The following is a 15,581-nucleotide window of genomic DNA, read 5'->3' as shown; positions in this document are numbered from 1 at the left end:
TCCCCGCCGTTTCACCGTGCCCTATCCTCCCTCCATGACCCACGCGGAGCGCACAACCAAACCCCTGACGCCCGAAGACCGGCGCGACCGACTGCGCGCCTTCGCCGACCGTATGCTGCTGGGTCTCGAAAAGATCGACGATCCGGAAACCGGCGAAGACATCGAAAAAGGCATCCGCCGCGCCCTGATGATCGAACGGCTCTATGCCCGCATCGACGCCGCCGAAGTCCGCAGCAACCGGCACGCTGTCGAAGTGACGCCACGACGGGATACGCAAAGGCCGGCCGGGTTATCCGTGGCGTTGCCCGTTTCCGTTCCGGCCCCGACGCAATCCGAAATCGCTGCCCGCGCTTTGGTCATGAAGCCCCAGCCTGCGACGTCGCGTCAGCAAATCGAGGGCATGTTACAGATGCTCGAAGGTCTGATGTCCGAAGACGAGATTGAGGCCCTGCTCACCGCCGAGGACGACGACACGTCGTAAGGTCGCGCAATCAATCAGAACGGAATCAACCTCTCGTTAATTCAATTTCTGTAATTTCGAATGTTGTGAGTTGACAGCCGCTGAGTGGAATGTACATCGTGCTGTTAACTTTTTATACGTATACGCCTTCCAGAATCAGGAACCAACCATGCCCTTCGACATCGTAGACGATGCCGCGTTGCTTAAGCGACTCCAAGCGGCAGCCAAAGTGGAAATGACCCCGGAAGAAATCCGTAATCAACGCGTTTCGTTTGTGTTCGGCAATTTGCCGAAAAACCACCCGTTCACCAAGCATCAGGTGGAACAGGCTTTGGAACGTATGGACGGCAAGCCCGCTTAATAGCGCATGTTTGTTCACTCACTCGTTGGCACTGAAAACAATCCAATCTATCAGCAGCTAGCGGCTGAAAACCTCGACCGCCAATATAGCTTTCTTCGATCCATCGTTAGAGCGTCGATTGATGCTAGGCACCCATTGCTTTCAAATCAGATTTTGAAAGCATTAAATTATCACGCTATTACATGCCTGCATCCTAGCGCAGGCGAATTTAGGCCGTGCGAGGTAAGGGTAGGCAATCATCTACCACCGCCGTGGTGGGAAGTGCCGGCGCATATGCAAATGTTCACCAATGAAGTGAACTTCATGTGGAACAGCAGCGGCCCTATTGGGCTAGCCGCTTATGTACTGTGGAAGCTGAATTATATCCATCCATTTATCAATGGAAACGGTCGGACAGCGCGCGTTGCCTGCCATTATGTTATTTGTGCAAAGGCAGGCGGCTGGCTACCTGGCACACCTATCTTACCGGAATTGATTACGGCAAATAGACCAGAATATTACGCAGGTCTTAGGGTAGCCGATCAAAGCCTTGCAGCAACCGGCAACGTGGACTTAGCCCCTCTTCACGCCCTACTACAACGCCTTCTCAGTGAACAACTCGCGTCGGCGGAGGCTGGCCCATCTCCGGACGTTAGTGAGGAGCCTCTGCCAGGGGGTGCTTAAGCCTTATTCAGATTGACCAAGCCGTTTGTCGGCAACTTGATCTTCAGCAATTATTCAGCGCTCAGAGTCTGTGTTTTCCGTGGTTTATAAAAATCCCGGCCACAGCGCACTCAGCCAATCATATCCTCGCTCAGCGGCTCCCCGCTGACGATATCGCGCGCCGCCGTCTTCCCCAGCACATCCCACAGGCGCACCGGCGGCAGGCCCAGCCCCGGACGCACCGAGCGCACATTGGCCTTGCTGAACGCTTCCCCCGCCTTGACGTCCGCCACGACATAGAGCGAGCGGCGGAAGGTGCGCGAGGTGCGCTCGGACCCGACCAGATCGTAATGGACGCGCCCCAACGCCGCCCAGGCGTCCTTACAGTCGCGAACCAGCGCCGTAAACTCGTCCGGCTCCAGCGAGAAGCCCGAATCCGGGCCGCCATCGGCGCGCGCCAGCGTGAAGTGCTTTTCGATCACGCACCCGCCCAGCGCAATCGAGGCCACCGAGGCCGCCGTGCCGAACGTATGGTCGCTCAGGCCCGACGGACAGCCGAACTTCGCCCCCAGATCGGGGACGACGCGGACATTGGCGTCTTCGATGCGCGCCGGATACTCGCTGACGCAATGCAGCAGCACGATCTCGCCCGTGCCGTGCTGGCGCGCGATGGCGACAGCCGCTTCGATCTCGGACAGATTGGCCATGCCGGTCGACATGATCAGCGGCTTGCCCTTGGACGCCGCATAGGCGACCAGCGGCAGGTCGATCAGTTCGAACGAAGCGATCTTGAACGCCGGCGCGCCGAGGCCATCGAGGAAATCGACCGCCGTATCGTCGAAGGGCGAGGAGAACATCGTCACGTCGCGCTTCGCCGCGCGCTCGAACAGGGCCGGGTGCCAGTCCCACGGCGTATGGGCTTCGTCATAAAGATCGTACAGGGTGCGCCCGTCCCACAGCCCGCCATTGATGCGGAACTCCAGGCGGTCGGATTTCAGCGTGATGGTGTCGGCGGTATAGGTCTGGAGCTTGATGGCGTCGCAGCCGGTGTCGGCCGCCGCATCGACCAGAGCCAGCGCCCGGTCGAGAGAGCCATTATGGTTCCCCGACAATTCGCAGATGATGTAGGGGCTGTGGGCCGTACCGATCTTGCGCCCGGCGATAGAGATTTCGGGAGCATTCTTTGGGGTCATCCCAGCACCTCTTTCAGCGCCGCGACGACACGCGCGGGGTCGGCGTCGCGCATATCGGCATAGAGCGGCAGGGACAGGGTCGAACGGTAGAATTCATCCGCGCCGGGCAGGTCGCGCGGGCGCAGTTGCCGCGTCTGCCAATACGGCTGACGGTGCACGGGGATATAGTGGACCTGCGTACCGATACCGCGTTCGCGTAGGCCAGCTATAACCTCGGCGCGCGTCTTGCCCACGGCGGCAAAGTCGATGCGCGGCGCGAACAGGTGCAGCACCGGATCGTCGCCCTCTGCCGGCGGCGTCCACGCCACGGGCAGGTTCGTCTGTGCCAGTGCGGCCTGATAAGCTGCCACCAGCGCTTTACGCCGTTCGATAAACCCCGGCAGGCGCTTCAGTTGCGCCACGCCCAAGGCGCAGTTGAGGTCCGGCAGGCGGTAATTGAAGCCCAGCGCCTGCATCTCATAGACCCACGGCCCGGTGTCGTCGCTGTCGCCATAGCCCAGCCCCTCGAAGCGGGCCGGATCGCGCTCGATGCCGTGACTGCGCAGAAGACGTAAACGCCGCGCCAAGTCAGGGTCATTGGTGGTGATGGCCCCGCCCTCGCCGGTGGTCAGGGTTTTGACCGGGTGGAAGGAGAAGATGGCCATGTCGGACGCTGTACACGCACCGGCAGAACCTTGCGGTCCCATGGTCCCCAGCGCGTGGCAGGCGTCTTCGATAAGGAAGGCCCCGCGCTCCCGGCACACGGCAGAGATATGGCTGAGATCGACCGGACGCCCGGCATAATGCACAGGGATGACCCCGGCAAAGCGCTGCTGCGGACCGATCAGCGCCAGCGCCGCGTCGAACGTCTCATCGGTGATCAGGCCGGTCAGCGGATCGACGTCGGCAAACACCACCTGCGCCCCGCAATAGGCCACGCAATTGGCCGAGGCCGCGAAGGTGATCGACGGGACGATGATCACATCATTGGGCTTAAGGTTCTGCGTCATGACGCACAGATGGAGAGCCGCCGTACCGTTCGACACGACCACCGCCTCCTTCGCCCCGACCGTGGCCGCCAGTTCGCGCTCGAAACGGTCGACCATCGGGCCGGTGGTCAGATAATCGGAACGCAGCGCCTCGACGACGGCGTCGATGTCGCTGTCCGCGATCGACTGCCGTCCGTATGGCAAGAAGCTGGTCACGCGAGGTAAGCCTTCATCAGGCCGCGGATGCCTTCGATATCCAGGCGTTCGGGGTTGATGTCGCTGGAATAGGCAAAGCCCTCATCGACCTTGGTCGCGCCGGTCGTTTCGGCGGCATCGCGGGCGTATTCGACGAATTCCGGCTCGATGAAATAGCGGTCGGGCAGTTCCCAGGTCGCGCGCGAGTCGTCCGCCGAAATCATGATCTCGTGCAGCTTCTCGCCCGGACGGATGCCGATGACCTTGTGCGTCGCCTGCGGGGCCATGGCGGTGGCCAAATCGCAGACCGTGGTCGCCGGTATCTTGGGGACGAAGATCTCGCCGCCGCGCGTCGTTTCCATGCACGACAGGACGAAATCGACGCCTTGCGGCAGGGAAATCCAGAAGCGGGTCATACGCATGTCGGTGATGGGTAACTCGGTCGCCCCCTGTTCGATCAAGCGGTTGAAATAGGGCACCACCGACCCGCGCGAGCCGACCACATTGCCGTAGCGCACGGCGCAGAAGCGCGTGCCGATATCGCCGGACAGGTTATTGGCGGCCACAAAGATCTTGTCCGAGGCCAGCTTGGTCGCGCCATAGAGGTTGATCGGCGAACAGGCCTTGTCGGTCGACAGCGCCACCACGCGCTGCACCCTTTGTTGCAGGCAGGCCCAGACGACGTTTTCCGCGCCGTTGACATTGGTGGCGATACATTCGGAAGGGTTATATTCCGCCGCCGGCACCTGCTTCAACGCCGCGGCGTGGACCACGACATCCACGCCGCGAAAGGCCAGTTCCAGACGCGGACGGTCGCGCACATCGCCCAGAAAGAAACGCAGCTTCGACAGCTTGGCCGCGTCATAACGCTCCTCCAGCGCCTGACGCATCTCGTACTGCTTGAGTTCGTCGCGCGAAAAGATGATCACCTTGCGCGGGTCGTAGCGGCTCAGCAGCGTATCGACCAGCTTGCGCCCGAAGCTGCCGGTCCCGCCGGTGATCAGCACCACCTTGCCCTTCACCGGATCGCCGGCGGGCGCAAAATTCCTTAACAGGTCAGCACTCATGACACACCCTCACGCTGTCGCAGCGTCTTTCAGGGATTGTGGCGCGGGCGGCTTTCATATTGGTTAACAGGCAGGCGGCGGCGTCCGCGAATATCGTCGAGCGCACACGGTATGAGCGACCACGGCTCGATGAAGTAGCGGCTGAACAGGCGGCGCGGCTCGTGCAGGAAGCGCACCAGCCACTCGATGCCGAACTGCCCGGCCCAGCGTGGCGGGGCGTACATCACTCCCGCCTCATAGTCGAAAGCGGCCCCGACCGGCAGGATGGCGCAGCCCGGCAGACGGTCCATATTGTTGAGAATCCACAGCTCCTGACGCGGCATCCCCATGCCGACCAGCAGAATGTCCGGATCGTGAGCGGCGATGTCAGCGAGCAGGATTTCGTTGTCCGCGCCCTTCACGTTGAAATAGCCGCTGCGCACCTCCAGATTGACCCCCGGATGGCGGCGCAGGATTTCCTGCTTCGACAGCTCGTTGTGTTCCGGCGCCCCGCCGATATGGAACACGCGCCAGCCTTCGGCGGCGGCGCGCTCCCAGAACTCGTCGCGGAAGTCGAGATAGGTGCAGCGATTGGCGCGCGTCATCTCGTGCCCCATCAGCTTGCCCCACATGATCAGGGGCACGGAATCGATCTCGATCAGGTCGGCCTGCGCGTAAAAGCGGCGCATTTCGGCGTGTTTATGAAAGAGGTAGACGCTGTGGAGATTGTGATTGGCGATGACCGTCTGCCGCCCGCGCGTCCCGGCGATGAAATCCATCACTAATGCAGGGGTTACCACATCCAGCGCCGTTCCCATCAGGGATACACGGTTGACAGAAAGAAGGCGGCATGTGGGTTTCATGCCGCCATCTTATCTCAGAGCGGTTGCCATTCGGCTACCAAAAAACGTTAACCAAAGGTTATTCTTGGACGGGGCGTAGCGTAATCTCCACACGTCTGTTCTTGGCGCGGCCTTCCGGCGTGCTGTTGGACGCGATCGGCTGACGCGAGCCCATGCCGGCAACGAACAGACGCTGGCTGACCACACCGCGGTTGGTCAGGTAACCCGCCGTTGAATTTGCACGGTTTTCCGACAGCGGTTCGTTGATGGCGTCCGAACCGCTCGAATCCGCGTGCCCCACGATATCGACATAGGTCGACGGATACTTGTTCAGGATCGTCGCCACATCGTTCAGCACCGGGTAGAAGCTGGAATCGATCGAAGCGCTGTTCGACGCGAAGGTGACGTCAGACGGCATGTTCAGAATGATGTTGTCGCCGTTGCGCGACACCGTGACATTGGTCCCGGCCAGTTCGCGGCGCAGCTCGGCCTGCTGCTTGTCCATGTACTGGCCGACCGCCGCACCGGCCAGAGCGCCGATACCCGCGCCGATGACGGCGTTCTTGCGGCCCTGCTCGCCCTTATTGGTGTTGGTGGCGTAGCCGAGGCCCGCGCCGACGGCGGCGCCGATGATGGCGTTGGTCTTGGTATTGTCGCGCACAACCTCGCCCGTACGCGGGTCGGTGGTGGTGCAGGCGGCGGTCATCAGCGCGACGCCCGCCAGTGCGATCAGAGCCTTGTTACGCATAGTCGTCTCTCCATAGTCCTGTGCGTTCTTCCGACGCCTTCATGCACGCCGGTGATGAGGACAGTTAAGCCCTTTTACATGAACCTAGGATGAAGCCCGTAAATAGCCAATATTCGGGAAATAAGGATTAACTCCGATCCCCGTAAATTTATCGCCCGGATATATAAAGAGGCGGTAATCAGGGCTTCTGAACGGCCGGTTCCGGGGCCTTGCGGCAGCGCCAGACCGTCTCGGTTTCGGGCGCAAAGTTCAGGAATGATTGCGCCAGTTGACGCACCTTGCGCATGTTTTCCTTCAACGCCTCGGCCTGACCGCTATCCTTACCCGACGCGCAGCGCAGCGAACCCAGGGCCGCCCGTTGCGAGACGTAGGCGCGGTGCTGATCGGCGCTAAGGCGATAGTCGCTGCGCTTGAAGGTCAGGCCGTCCCGCGACAGCTCAAGCCGCGCCGCCATCGGCTCGGATTCCGACACGGTGAAGCGAAGAAGCGTGCCGTTGGACTGAGTCTCATAGGGCGTGCGCCCGTTGACGCAGGCATGGGCGGCGTCGAATTCGAAATCGGTCGGCCCGACACCCGGCAGCGGCCTGGGCGAAGCCTTAAGGTCCACATCGCAGGTCAGGCGCACGATAGCGGGGCCGGTCTTGGCGGCGTCGGCCTCGGCCTTTTGCGACATCTTCTGCACCGCCGGGCTTTCGCGGAGGACAAAGGCCAGCGCGATCAGCACGACGAAGACGGCCAGCGCGATCCAGCCCCACGGGAAGGGATGCTTGTGATGAACCTTTTCGGTTTTGGCCTTGGCCACGCGCGACGCCACAGGCGCGAGCCCTTGCGGATCATCGGCCGTTGGCACACTGTAGGCCGTCGGCGCGTCCTTCTCCTTCGGCGGATGGCGGCGGCGGATGATCAGGGCGATCAGCACCACGACCAGCACCGACAGCAGGACCAGCGCGCCCAGTTGCAACTGATCCATGACCGCGTTCATCTGCTCGGCCTTGCGCTGTTCTTCAAGGCGCTTGGCCTGAGCGTCGCGATAGGCAGCCAGCGCCCGCGACAGCCCCTCGTCCTTGATGATCTCGTCTTCCGACTTGGCGTAGCACGGCTCGGACGTCGTCTGCACCGAAATGCCGGTCGATTGCAGGAAGGTGTAGAGGGCCGACACGTGGGTAGCGACATACTGTCCCGCCGGAACATCCATATCGCCGCCTTCGGACATGGTGGATACCGCCGACCAGGTGTTGACGCCGACCACCTGACCGCATTCGTCCATCAGCGGTCCGCCGGAATTGCCGGGATTGATCGGCGCGGTGTGGAACAGGGTGTCGACGCGCGAACCGTCGGGATTGGTCGAGGCGAACAGGGCGATCGAGCCCTGCGTCACATAGGCGTCGGCGGGCTCCAGAAGTTCGGTGCCGCCACGCTTGAGCAGGCGGTCGGTGATGCCGGGATAGCCCATAGCCACGATGCGCTGGTTCTTCTGCGGCACCAGCGACAGTTTCAACGGCGGGATTTTCAGGCCTTCGGCGCGCAGAAGGGCCAGATCGCCCTCCAGCCACGGCTTGACCAGCGTCACCTGCTGATAGGTGGTGTTCGTGCCCTTATGCGGCACGATGTAGATTTCCGCCGAAGTGGCTTCCGGCGGCGTTTCGATGACGTGGTAGTTGGTGACGATATAGCCGGGCGCAACGACGAAGCCCGACCCCATGCCGACGGAATCGAGCGGTACGCCGCCATAGCCGCGATAGACGACCAGCACGCGCACCACGGACTGCTCCGATGTGCTCAGCGCCTTGGTCGAATTGACGGGTTGCAGGGCCGGATCGATGCCTTCCAGCGCCTCGGCCCCGGCAGGCTCATCAGGCAGGAGCTGGGCGTAGGCGGGGGCACAGAAAAGCGCCGACAGGGCGATTATGCCCGCCGCCACAAAACGACCTATACTCTGACTGGACCTGCCCACCTTGCCGCCGGACCCGATATAACGAACACGATTATGCGATGAATCGCCTTAGGGCATCAAAACGACACCTGCGCGACCGGCGCAATCGAAAAATCGCCTGAGAGTGTATATAAATAGCCAACTGTGATAAAGTTATTCAGTCGACATTTAGTCGCGCATCTTATCCCAAAACCGGTTCCCACTTTTGGGGATGCGCTATTTGGCCGCTTGCGTGGGCGACATGCAAACGTCATAAAGGTCGATATTAAACGTTTCATCTGAAAAGACCGAAGGCACCCCCCGGCATGATGTCGTCCCCTACCGCCCTCTACGATTCCGCTCCCTTGTCCACGGCGCCGTCTATCGAGCCCGTGCCGCTGTCGCTGTACGACACCGATCTGGCGGCCTTTTCGCAGAAGCTGGGCACGTCGTTCGAGCGCTACGGCTTTGCGGTGCTGTCGGGCCTGTTCGAGCCGAACGGCGCAGGGCTGGATAAGGGACTGGTCGATAAGGCCTATGCCCTGACGAAAGAGTTCTTCGACCTGCCGGTCGAGACCAAGCTAAAGTATGACGGGCGCAAGGGCGGCGGTCAGCGCGGCTACACCGCCTTCGGCATCGAGACCGCTAAGGGCTATAAGGCGCATGATCTCAAGGAGTTCTGGCACGTCGGGCGCGACCTGCCGGCCGATCATCCCTACCGCGACCACATGGCCGACAATGTCTGGCCGGCCGAAGTGCCGGCCTTCAAGCCGACCTTCCAGACCCTCTATGCCGAGATGGACAATCTGGGCAAGAAGGTGCTCAAGGCCATCGCCATCCACCTCAAACTCGCGCCGGATTTCTTCGACGACAAGGTGAAGTACGGCAATTCGATCCTGCGTATGCTGCACTATCCGCCAGTGACCGAGGCGGGCGCTTCGGTGCGCGCCGGGGCGCATGGCGACATCAATGCCATCACGCTGCTGATGGGGGCCGAGGAGCCGGGCCTGCAACTGCTGGATCGTGACGGCTCGTGGCTGCCCATCACGCCCCCGCCGGGCGCCATCGTCATCAATATAGGTGACATGCTGTCGCGCCTGACCAACCACGTCCTGCCCTCGACCATCCACCGTGTGGTCAATCCGGCGGAGGGGCGCAAGGGCTTCTCACGCTATTCGATGCCCTTCTTCCTGCACTTTGAAAGCCCGTATCTGATCGAGACCCTGCCGGGCTGCATCTCCGAAGACCGCCCGGATCAGTACGCCGGTCAGTCGATCACGGCCAACGACTTCCTTCAGCAACGCCTCAGAGAGATCAAGCTGGCCTAACCGCTTTAATCCCCTCGCCCCTGCGGGGAGAGGGTGGCGCGAAGACGATAGTCTTTGGGCCGGGTGAGGGGGGAAGGCCACAAGCTGGGTGTTTCGCCCCCTCACCCTGCCCTCCGGGCATCCCTCTCCCCGTAGGGGCGAGGGACAATTCACGCATCCCGCCAGTGCAACCGCCGCCAGCCTGACCCGCTGCGGCGGTTTTTGCGTCCGGGCGTCAGCGCCCTGACCATACGCCCGATCACATATCCAATCAGGGCGCAAACGAAGTACACCCCGGCGAACAGCCCGCACCAGCGCACCAGTACCCAGGCCTGACGCGGCGTATCTTCCAGATGCAGGGCCATCAGCAACTGTCCCGCCGGCACGCCGAAGCCCAAAACGCCGACCAGCAGCGCCAGCCCGGCCAGTATCAGCAACGATCTGAAAAACCGCTCGCCTGTCTGCGTCAGGGCCAGCACCAATCCGGCGGTGAGAAACGCCATCAGGGCCTGATCGAAGACATAGTGCCCGCCCCACGGCAGGGCCGAAAACCACAGGCTGATCTCGTTCAACTGATCGGACAATCCGCTCGGCAACGGCATAGGCACCTCATGAAACACAAGGGGCGGCGGTTTCCCGTCGCCCCTTGCTCATTCCACAGGCTCAGCCATCAAAAATCTATTCGGCGGTCATCTCTCATCTCGACGGTAAGCCGTCGAGATGAGATTTTACCACCCGCAGCTTTGACCGGTGTTCTGCTTCACCAGCCACTCGTTGAGCGGCTTGAAATATTCCGCCACCGCCGAGGCATCGCCCTCGCGTTTGCCGGTGAAGGCCGCCATGGCTTCCGGCCACGGCTTCGACTGCCCCATTTCCAGCATGGCGTTCAGCTTCTGGCCGACCTCCTTGTGGCCGTAGATCGAGCAGCGGTGCAGCGGCCCGGTCCAGCCGATCTGCGCGCAAGCGGCTTCCTGGAACTGGAACTGATAGATGTGGGCCAGGAAGTAGCGCGTGTAGGGCACGTTGCCCGGCACGTGGTACTTGGCGCCCGGATCGAAGGCGTCGGTCGGGCGCACGCTGGGCGGTACAAGGCCCTGATACTGCTGCACCAGTTCCCACCAGCGCGTATTGTACTGCGCCGGGGTGATCTTGCCCGAATAGACTTCCCAGCGCCAGCGATCGACCATCAGGCCGAACGGCATGAAGGCCACCTTTTGCAGGGCCATCTTGAGCAGGTACGGGATGTCCTCTTCCTCGCCCGGCACCTTGTTCAAAAGGCCGATCTGGTTGAGATAGACCGGCGTCACCGACGACAGGCCGATGAAGTCGCCGATGGCTTCGTGGAAACCGTCGTTCGCGCCGTTCTTGAACAGGAAGGGCTGGTTCTTGTAGGCGCGCTGATAGTAGTTGTGACCCAGCTCGTGGTGGATCGTGTAGAAGTCCTCGCCATTGACCTGCGTGCACATCTTGATGCGGATGTCGTCGAGATTATCGACGTCCCAGGCCGAGGCGTGGCACACCACTTCGCGGTCGCGCGGGCGGGTGATCATCGAGCGTTCCCAGAAGGTCTGGGGCAGCGGGTCGAGGCCGATGGAGGTGTAGAACATCTCGCCGGTCTTGACCATCTTCTCCGGCGTATACTTCTTCTGCACCAGCAGCTTGTCAAGCGAATAGGACGAGCCCTTCATGCCCTTGGGCGCAACGATGTCGTAAATATTGGCCCAGTCCTGCGCCCAGATATTGCCGAGCAGGTCGGCGCGGATCGGGCCGGACTTCGGCTGCACCGCGTCGCCGTATTTCTCGTTCAGGCGGCTGCGGACATAGCAGTGCAGGTTCTTGTAAAAGGGCTCGACCTGACCCCACAGGCGGTCGGTATCGGCGGCAAACGCATCCGGCGCCATGTCGTAGTTCGAGCGCCACAGCGCGCCGGTATCGGCAAAGCCCAGCCCCTTGGCCCCTTCGTTGGCCAGTTCGGCCAGACGGACATAGTCGGCCTTCATCGGCACCGAAATGGTGCGCCAGCCGTCGAACATGGCGCGCAGCGTCGCCGGATCGCGCGACTCAGCCATCACCCTCGTGGTTTCGTCGACATTGTAGACCTTGCCCTTATAGGTAAACTTGCCCGTGGCGAAGGTGGAATCGAGCGAGGTCGACAGTCTGGCCATTTCCTCGGCTGCGCCGGGACGGTCCGGGGCCGGCAGGGTCAGGGACAGGCGCAGCAGGTTGAGCTTACGGCGGGTGTCGGCATCGACGGCGACGTCGTTGAACTTCGCCGCGCCCATGGCGTATTTGACACCTTCCTCGGTGACCTGGGCATTGGCCTTGGCTTCCAGCCACATGGTGTCGTGGTTGATATAGGTGTTGCGCACCCACTGAACATGCGCCGCGTATTCGCCGAGGTCGCCCAGCTTCTTTTCGGCTTCCTCGACATAGGCCTTGGCGTCGGCGGCCGTCGGACCGGCGGCGGGCGGCGGGGCCGGGGTTTCGGTCAGGGCCGGAGCCTGAGGGGTTTGGATCGCCGGAGGGGCGGCGGGCGCGGTCGCGCAGCCCGACAACAACACGCCGGCCACAATCGCCGGACCCGCCACGGAAACCAGAAGACGCCGCATCATCAATACCCTCCTGAAGATCAAAAATTCGGACGGAGGGTGACGCCTGTTTTAACCATTCGTCAAGAGCGGTTGAGGATGGAACGACTTATCAAAGCACGCACGTCCCGATGCCGTTGCGGCGAACGACGCCGGCATTGGCGCGGATTTTTCCCGATCGGCCTTTCACATACTTGCCCGACCTGGCGGCCTTCCACTTGAGCGGGCTGGGCAGGATGGCCGCCAGACGCGAGGCCTCCTGCGACGACAGGTCCGAGGCCGACTTGCCGAACCAGTATTGCGAGGCGGCCTCCGCGCCATAGATGCCGGGGCCCCATTCGGCGCTGTTAAGATAGACTTCCATGATGCGGGTCTTGGGCCACAGGGTCTCGATCAGGAGCGTATAATAGGCCTCCACGCCTTTGCGCACATAGGAGCGCTGCGGCCAGAGGAAGGCGTTCTTGGCGGTCTGCTGCGAGATGGTCGAGCCGCCGCGCACCTTCCGGCCGCGCGCATTGCTGCGCTGAGCCTTCTCGATGGCGTTCATGTCGAAGCCGTAGTGCGAGCAAAACTTGGAATCCTCGGCGGCGATCACCGCCACCTTGAGGTCGTCATCGATGCGCGACAGCGGCACCCATTCGTGATGGTAGCCCCTGCCCTCGAAAATACGCTGCACCATCAGGAAGGTGACGGGCACGGGCAGGAAACGGTGCACGGCGACCGACGCCACGCTGAAGGCGAAACCGCCCACCACGACGAAGACGAGCAGCCGCCCGATGCCGATTTTTTTAGCCTTCCCCGCCAAGATACGCCCCGATACTTAGAAGTGCGGACGCCGATTACTCGGCCTCATATACCCACAGGTTGCCGTCTTCGTCGCCAAAGATCAAGCGATTGGCCTCATTGGATATGGCCAGCGCCGTGATCGGCGCGCCCTTTTCGCGGCGAATCCAGTCGATCCCGGTCGAGGTGAGTTCGGCCAGCCACACGCGCCCGTCCTCAAGGCCCGCCGCCAGCAGCGTGTCTTCCGGTGCGCCGGCGACGACCGACACCATGGTCGATTCCTCGGCATTGATCTCCGAGGCTTCTTCGCCCATGGGACCGTTGGCCTTCAGGAAGGGCCACACCACGGCACCATTCGCCCCCGAAGTGGCCAGCAACTTGCCCTTGGCGAAGAAGCCGATCGACTTGATCTTGGCCGGATAGCCGCCCATGCGCATGTCCTTGGCATCGGCAATGCGCCAGCCGTGCAGGGCGTTTTCCTGCATGGCGGTCATGACGAACCTGTCGTCCGGCGAAATAGCGATCTTGGTGTGCGAGCCGGGCCATTTGAGGATGACCGGCTTTTGCTGCGCGATGCGCGAGAACCACACGGCCACGCCGTTGTAGGTCGCGGCGTAGAGCTTGCGCCCCTTGGCGTCGAAGGTAATGTCCGACAGGCTGGAGGTATGCTCGAAGATCACCGCCGTCTTTTTGTTGGCGTCGTAAACATGGACCTTTTTGCCGGCCACCGCGGCGATCAGCATGGCGTTGTCGCTGACGGCCAGGGCGTCGAACCACGCGCTCTTGGCGGCGAACAGTTCGATGGGACCGGATTCCCTGGTCGTCCACACCACGCGACCGTCATCGCCGCCGGTGACGATGCCGACGCCCGACGGGTGGATGGCGGCGCTCAATATACCGGCATTGGGATGGGCGTCGAATTCGGCGTCGGCGTCCGGAAAGACCACGCGCCCGTCGCCCAACGCCGCCACGGGCTCATCGGCGGAGTCGAACAGGGTGGCGACGACATATTCGTTGAAATGTTTTTCAAAAGCGAAGGGCATGGGCAATCCTTATACATCCTCCCCTGCGATAGCGGGGGAGGTGGATTTTGCCGGAGGCAAAAGACGGAGGGGGCTTACACGGAAGACATCGGAAAAGCCAGAGCCGAGACGCACGCCCCCTCCGGCGCTGTCGCGCCACCTCCCCCGCTATCGCAGGGGAGGATGTAAGGCTTACTGCGCGATGCAGGCCTCGAACCCGGCGCGCAGGGCGGCGTCATCGAGGTGGCGACCAATAAACACGGCGCGGCTCAGGCGGTTTTCGCCTTCGCGCCACGGCTGTTGCAACTCGCCTTCGAGGATCATGTGCACGGCCTGAAAAACCAGACGCTTTTCCTCGCCCTTGACGTTGAGTATGCCCTTGGCGCGCAGGATGTCCTGACCCTTTTCCGCCAGTAACTTATCCAGCCACTTGGTGAACTTGACGCCATCGACCGGCTTTTCCGAGGACAGCGACACCGAGCGAATTTCGTCGTCATGGATCGGGTTCAGGTGGCCATGAGAATGAGCGTGGTCATGGGAGTGATGCCCATGATCGTGACCACAATGCTCGTCATGCACATGGCCCGGCTCGCCGTGGGCGGGATTATGCGCATGGCCGTGATGGTGGTGACCGTGGCCATGATGGTCATGATGATCATGACCGTGATCATGGTCGCAATGATCGCCGCAGTCCGGGCCGTGCTCGTGATGGTTGGCGATCGACTCCATCTTGTCGAGATCGAAGCGGTGCTGGTTGAGCAGGCTCTTGATCTCCACACCCGAACGTTCGGCGCGCTGAATGGTGGCCAGCGGGTTGAGGCCCTTGATGCGCGCCTCGACCTCGTTCAGTTCTTCCGGCGTCGCCAGATCGGTCTTGTTGAGGATCACATGGTCGGCAAAAGCGATCTGTTCCTTGACCACGCGGTCGGCATCCAGCGCCGACTTGAAATGCTTGGCATCGACCAGAGCCGTGACGGAATCGAGATAGGTGCGCGCCTTGACCTCTTCGTCGACGAAGAAGGTCTGAGCCACCGGGCCGGGATCGGCCAGACCGGTCGTCTCCACGATAATGGCGTCGAAACGGCCCTTGCGCTTCATCAGGCCCGACAGGATGCGGATCAGATCGCCGCGCACCGTGCAGCAGACGCAGCCATTGTTCATTTCGAACACTTCTTCGTCCGCGCCGACGATCAGGTCATTATCGATGCCGATTTCACCGAATTCATTGACGATGACCGCGTACTTCTGACCGTGGTTTTCCGAGAGAATCCGGTTGAGCAGCGTCGTCTTGCCTGCACCCAGATAGCCGGTGAGGACCGTGACGGGCGTTTTGGCAAGGGAGGAAGCGGTATCGGCCATTGGGATTACCTGAAAAACTATATAATGTACGGCCTAAGTAGGCTTTTAGAGGGGGAAATCAAGCCTTCAGAAAGTCAGTGTTCAGATTCCTATCGCCTGTGCGCAAAGAGGCGTTGACTCACAGACCAAAAACTATATAAAGCGCCCCTCTCTTC

15 protein-coding genes are annotated in these 15,581 nt (G+C 61.7%); 4 read left to right on the top strand and 11 right to left on the bottom strand.

Translation table 11 applies throughout. From position 1 onward, the window contains the following. Nucleotides 1-16 precede the first annotated feature (16 nt). From LH365_RS01680 to LH365_RS18720, 3 genes are all read left to right on the top strand, one after another. Nucleotides 17-481: a hypothetical protein gene (locus LH365_RS01680; RefSeq protein WP_226744490.1), complete on the top strand. Its 465-nt coding sequence runs from the start codon at nt 17-19 to the stop codon at nt 479-481. Nucleotides 482-629: 148 nt separating this feature from the next. After that, entirely contained in the window at nt 630-821 is a 192-nt protein-coding gene (locus LH365_RS01675) for a hypothetical protein (protein WP_226744489.1), read from the top strand. 6 nt (nt 822-827) lie between these two features. Further along, nucleotides 828-1,484, top strand: a complete 657-nt coding sequence (locus LH365_RS18720; protein ID WP_226744488.1) for a Fic family protein — start codon at nt 828-830, stop codon at nt 1,482-1,484. 110 nt (nt 1,485-1,594) lie between these two features. Here the strand turns inward: LH365_RS18720 and pseI are convergent, their stop codons facing one another. The 6 genes from pseI to LH365_RS01640 form a co-directional block, all read right to left on the bottom strand. After that, nucleotides 1,595-2,656, bottom strand: coding sequence for a pseudaminic acid synthase (gene pseI / locus LH365_RS01665; protein ID WP_226744487.1), 1,062 nt, complete (start codon nt 2,654-2,656; stop codon nt 1,595-1,597). Further along, nucleotides 2,653-3,840 carry a UDP-4-amino-4,6-dideoxy-N-acetyl-beta-L-altrosamine transaminase gene (pseC, locus tag LH365_RS01660; RefSeq protein WP_226744486.1) on the bottom strand — a complete coding sequence of 396 codons (1,188 nt, stop codon included), beginning with the start codon at nt 3,838-3,840 and terminating at the stop codon, nt 2,653-2,655. The genes pseI and pseC overlap by 4 nt, the downstream gene beginning before the upstream one ends. After that, nucleotides 3,837-4,886: a UDP-N-acetylglucosamine 4,6-dehydratase (inverting) gene (gene pseB, locus LH365_RS01655; RefSeq protein WP_226744485.1), complete on the bottom strand. Its 1,050-nt coding sequence runs from the start codon at nt 4,884-4,886 to the stop codon at nt 3,837-3,839. Before pseB ends, pseC begins: the two co-directional genes overlap by 4 nt. 29 nt (nt 4,887-4,915) lie before the next feature. Beyond that, complete coding sequence (locus LH365_RS01650; protein WP_226744484.1) at nt 4,916-5,728, bottom strand: WecB/TagA/CpsF family glycosyltransferase; 813 nt, start codon at nt 5,726-5,728, stop codon at nt 4,916-4,918. 58 nt (nt 5,729-5,786) lie between these two features. Continuing rightward, nucleotides 5,787-6,455 carry an OmpA family protein gene (locus LH365_RS01645; RefSeq protein ID WP_226744483.1) on the bottom strand — a complete coding sequence of 223 codons (669 nt, stop codon included), beginning with the start codon at nt 6,453-6,455 and terminating at the stop codon, nt 5,787-5,789. 178 nt (nt 6,456-6,633) lie between these two features. Continuing rightward, nucleotides 6,634-8,376 carry a S1C family serine protease gene (locus tag LH365_RS01640; RefSeq protein ID WP_226744482.1) on the bottom strand — a complete coding sequence of 581 codons (1,743 nt, stop codon included), beginning with the start codon at nt 8,374-8,376 and terminating at the stop codon, nt 6,634-6,636. Nucleotides 8,377-8,693: 317 nt separating this feature from the next. Here LH365_RS01640 and LH365_RS01635 point away from each other — a divergent pair, with 317 nt between their 5' ends. Continuing rightward, complete coding sequence (locus tag LH365_RS01635; RefSeq protein WP_226744481.1) at nt 8,694-9,695, top strand: isopenicillin N synthase family oxygenase; 1,002 nt, start codon at nt 8,694-8,696, stop codon at nt 9,693-9,695. A 149-nt stretch (nt 9,696-9,844) separates the two neighbouring features. Here LH365_RS01635 and LH365_RS01630 read toward each other — a convergent pair whose 3' ends face one another. The 5 genes from LH365_RS01630 to LH365_RS01610 form a co-directional block, all read right to left on the bottom strand. Beyond that, a complete protein-coding gene (locus LH365_RS01630) occupies nt 9,845-10,276 on the bottom strand; it encodes a hypothetical protein (protein ID WP_226744480.1) in 432 nt (143 codons plus the stop codon). Nucleotides 10,277-10,402: 126 nt separating this feature from the next. Continuing rightward, nucleotides 10,403-12,283: a M2 family metallopeptidase gene (locus LH365_RS01625; RefSeq protein ID WP_226745502.1), complete on the bottom strand. Its 1,881-nt coding sequence runs from the start codon at nt 12,281-12,283 to the stop codon at nt 10,403-10,405. A 91-nt stretch (nt 12,284-12,374) separates the two neighbouring features. Then, on the bottom strand, nt 12,375-13,067 hold the full coding sequence (mtgA, locus tag LH365_RS01620) for a monofunctional biosynthetic peptidoglycan transglycosylase (RefSeq protein ID WP_370639732.1): 693 nt from the start codon (nt 13,065-13,067) through the stop codon (nt 12,375-12,377). 34 nt (nt 13,068-13,101) lie between these two features. After that, on the bottom strand, nt 13,102-14,088 hold the full coding sequence (locus tag LH365_RS01615; protein WP_226744479.1) for a WD40 repeat domain-containing protein: 987 nt from the start codon (nt 14,086-14,088) through the stop codon (nt 13,102-13,104). 171 nt (nt 14,089-14,259) lie between these two features. Beyond that, nucleotides 14,260-15,426, bottom strand: coding sequence for a GTP-binding protein (locus tag LH365_RS01610; protein WP_226744478.1), 1,167 nt, complete (start codon nt 15,424-15,426; stop codon nt 14,260-14,262). Nucleotides 15,427-15,581: the final 155 nt, after the last annotated feature.

It is taken from the genome of Asticcacaulis sp. AND118 (assembly GCF_020535245.1).
Classification (GTDB): Bacteria; Pseudomonadota; Alphaproteobacteria; order Caulobacterales; family Caulobacteraceae; genus Asticcacaulis.
Note: the sequence above shows the minus strand (reverse complement) of the source record. Positions and strands in the feature narration are given on the sequence as shown.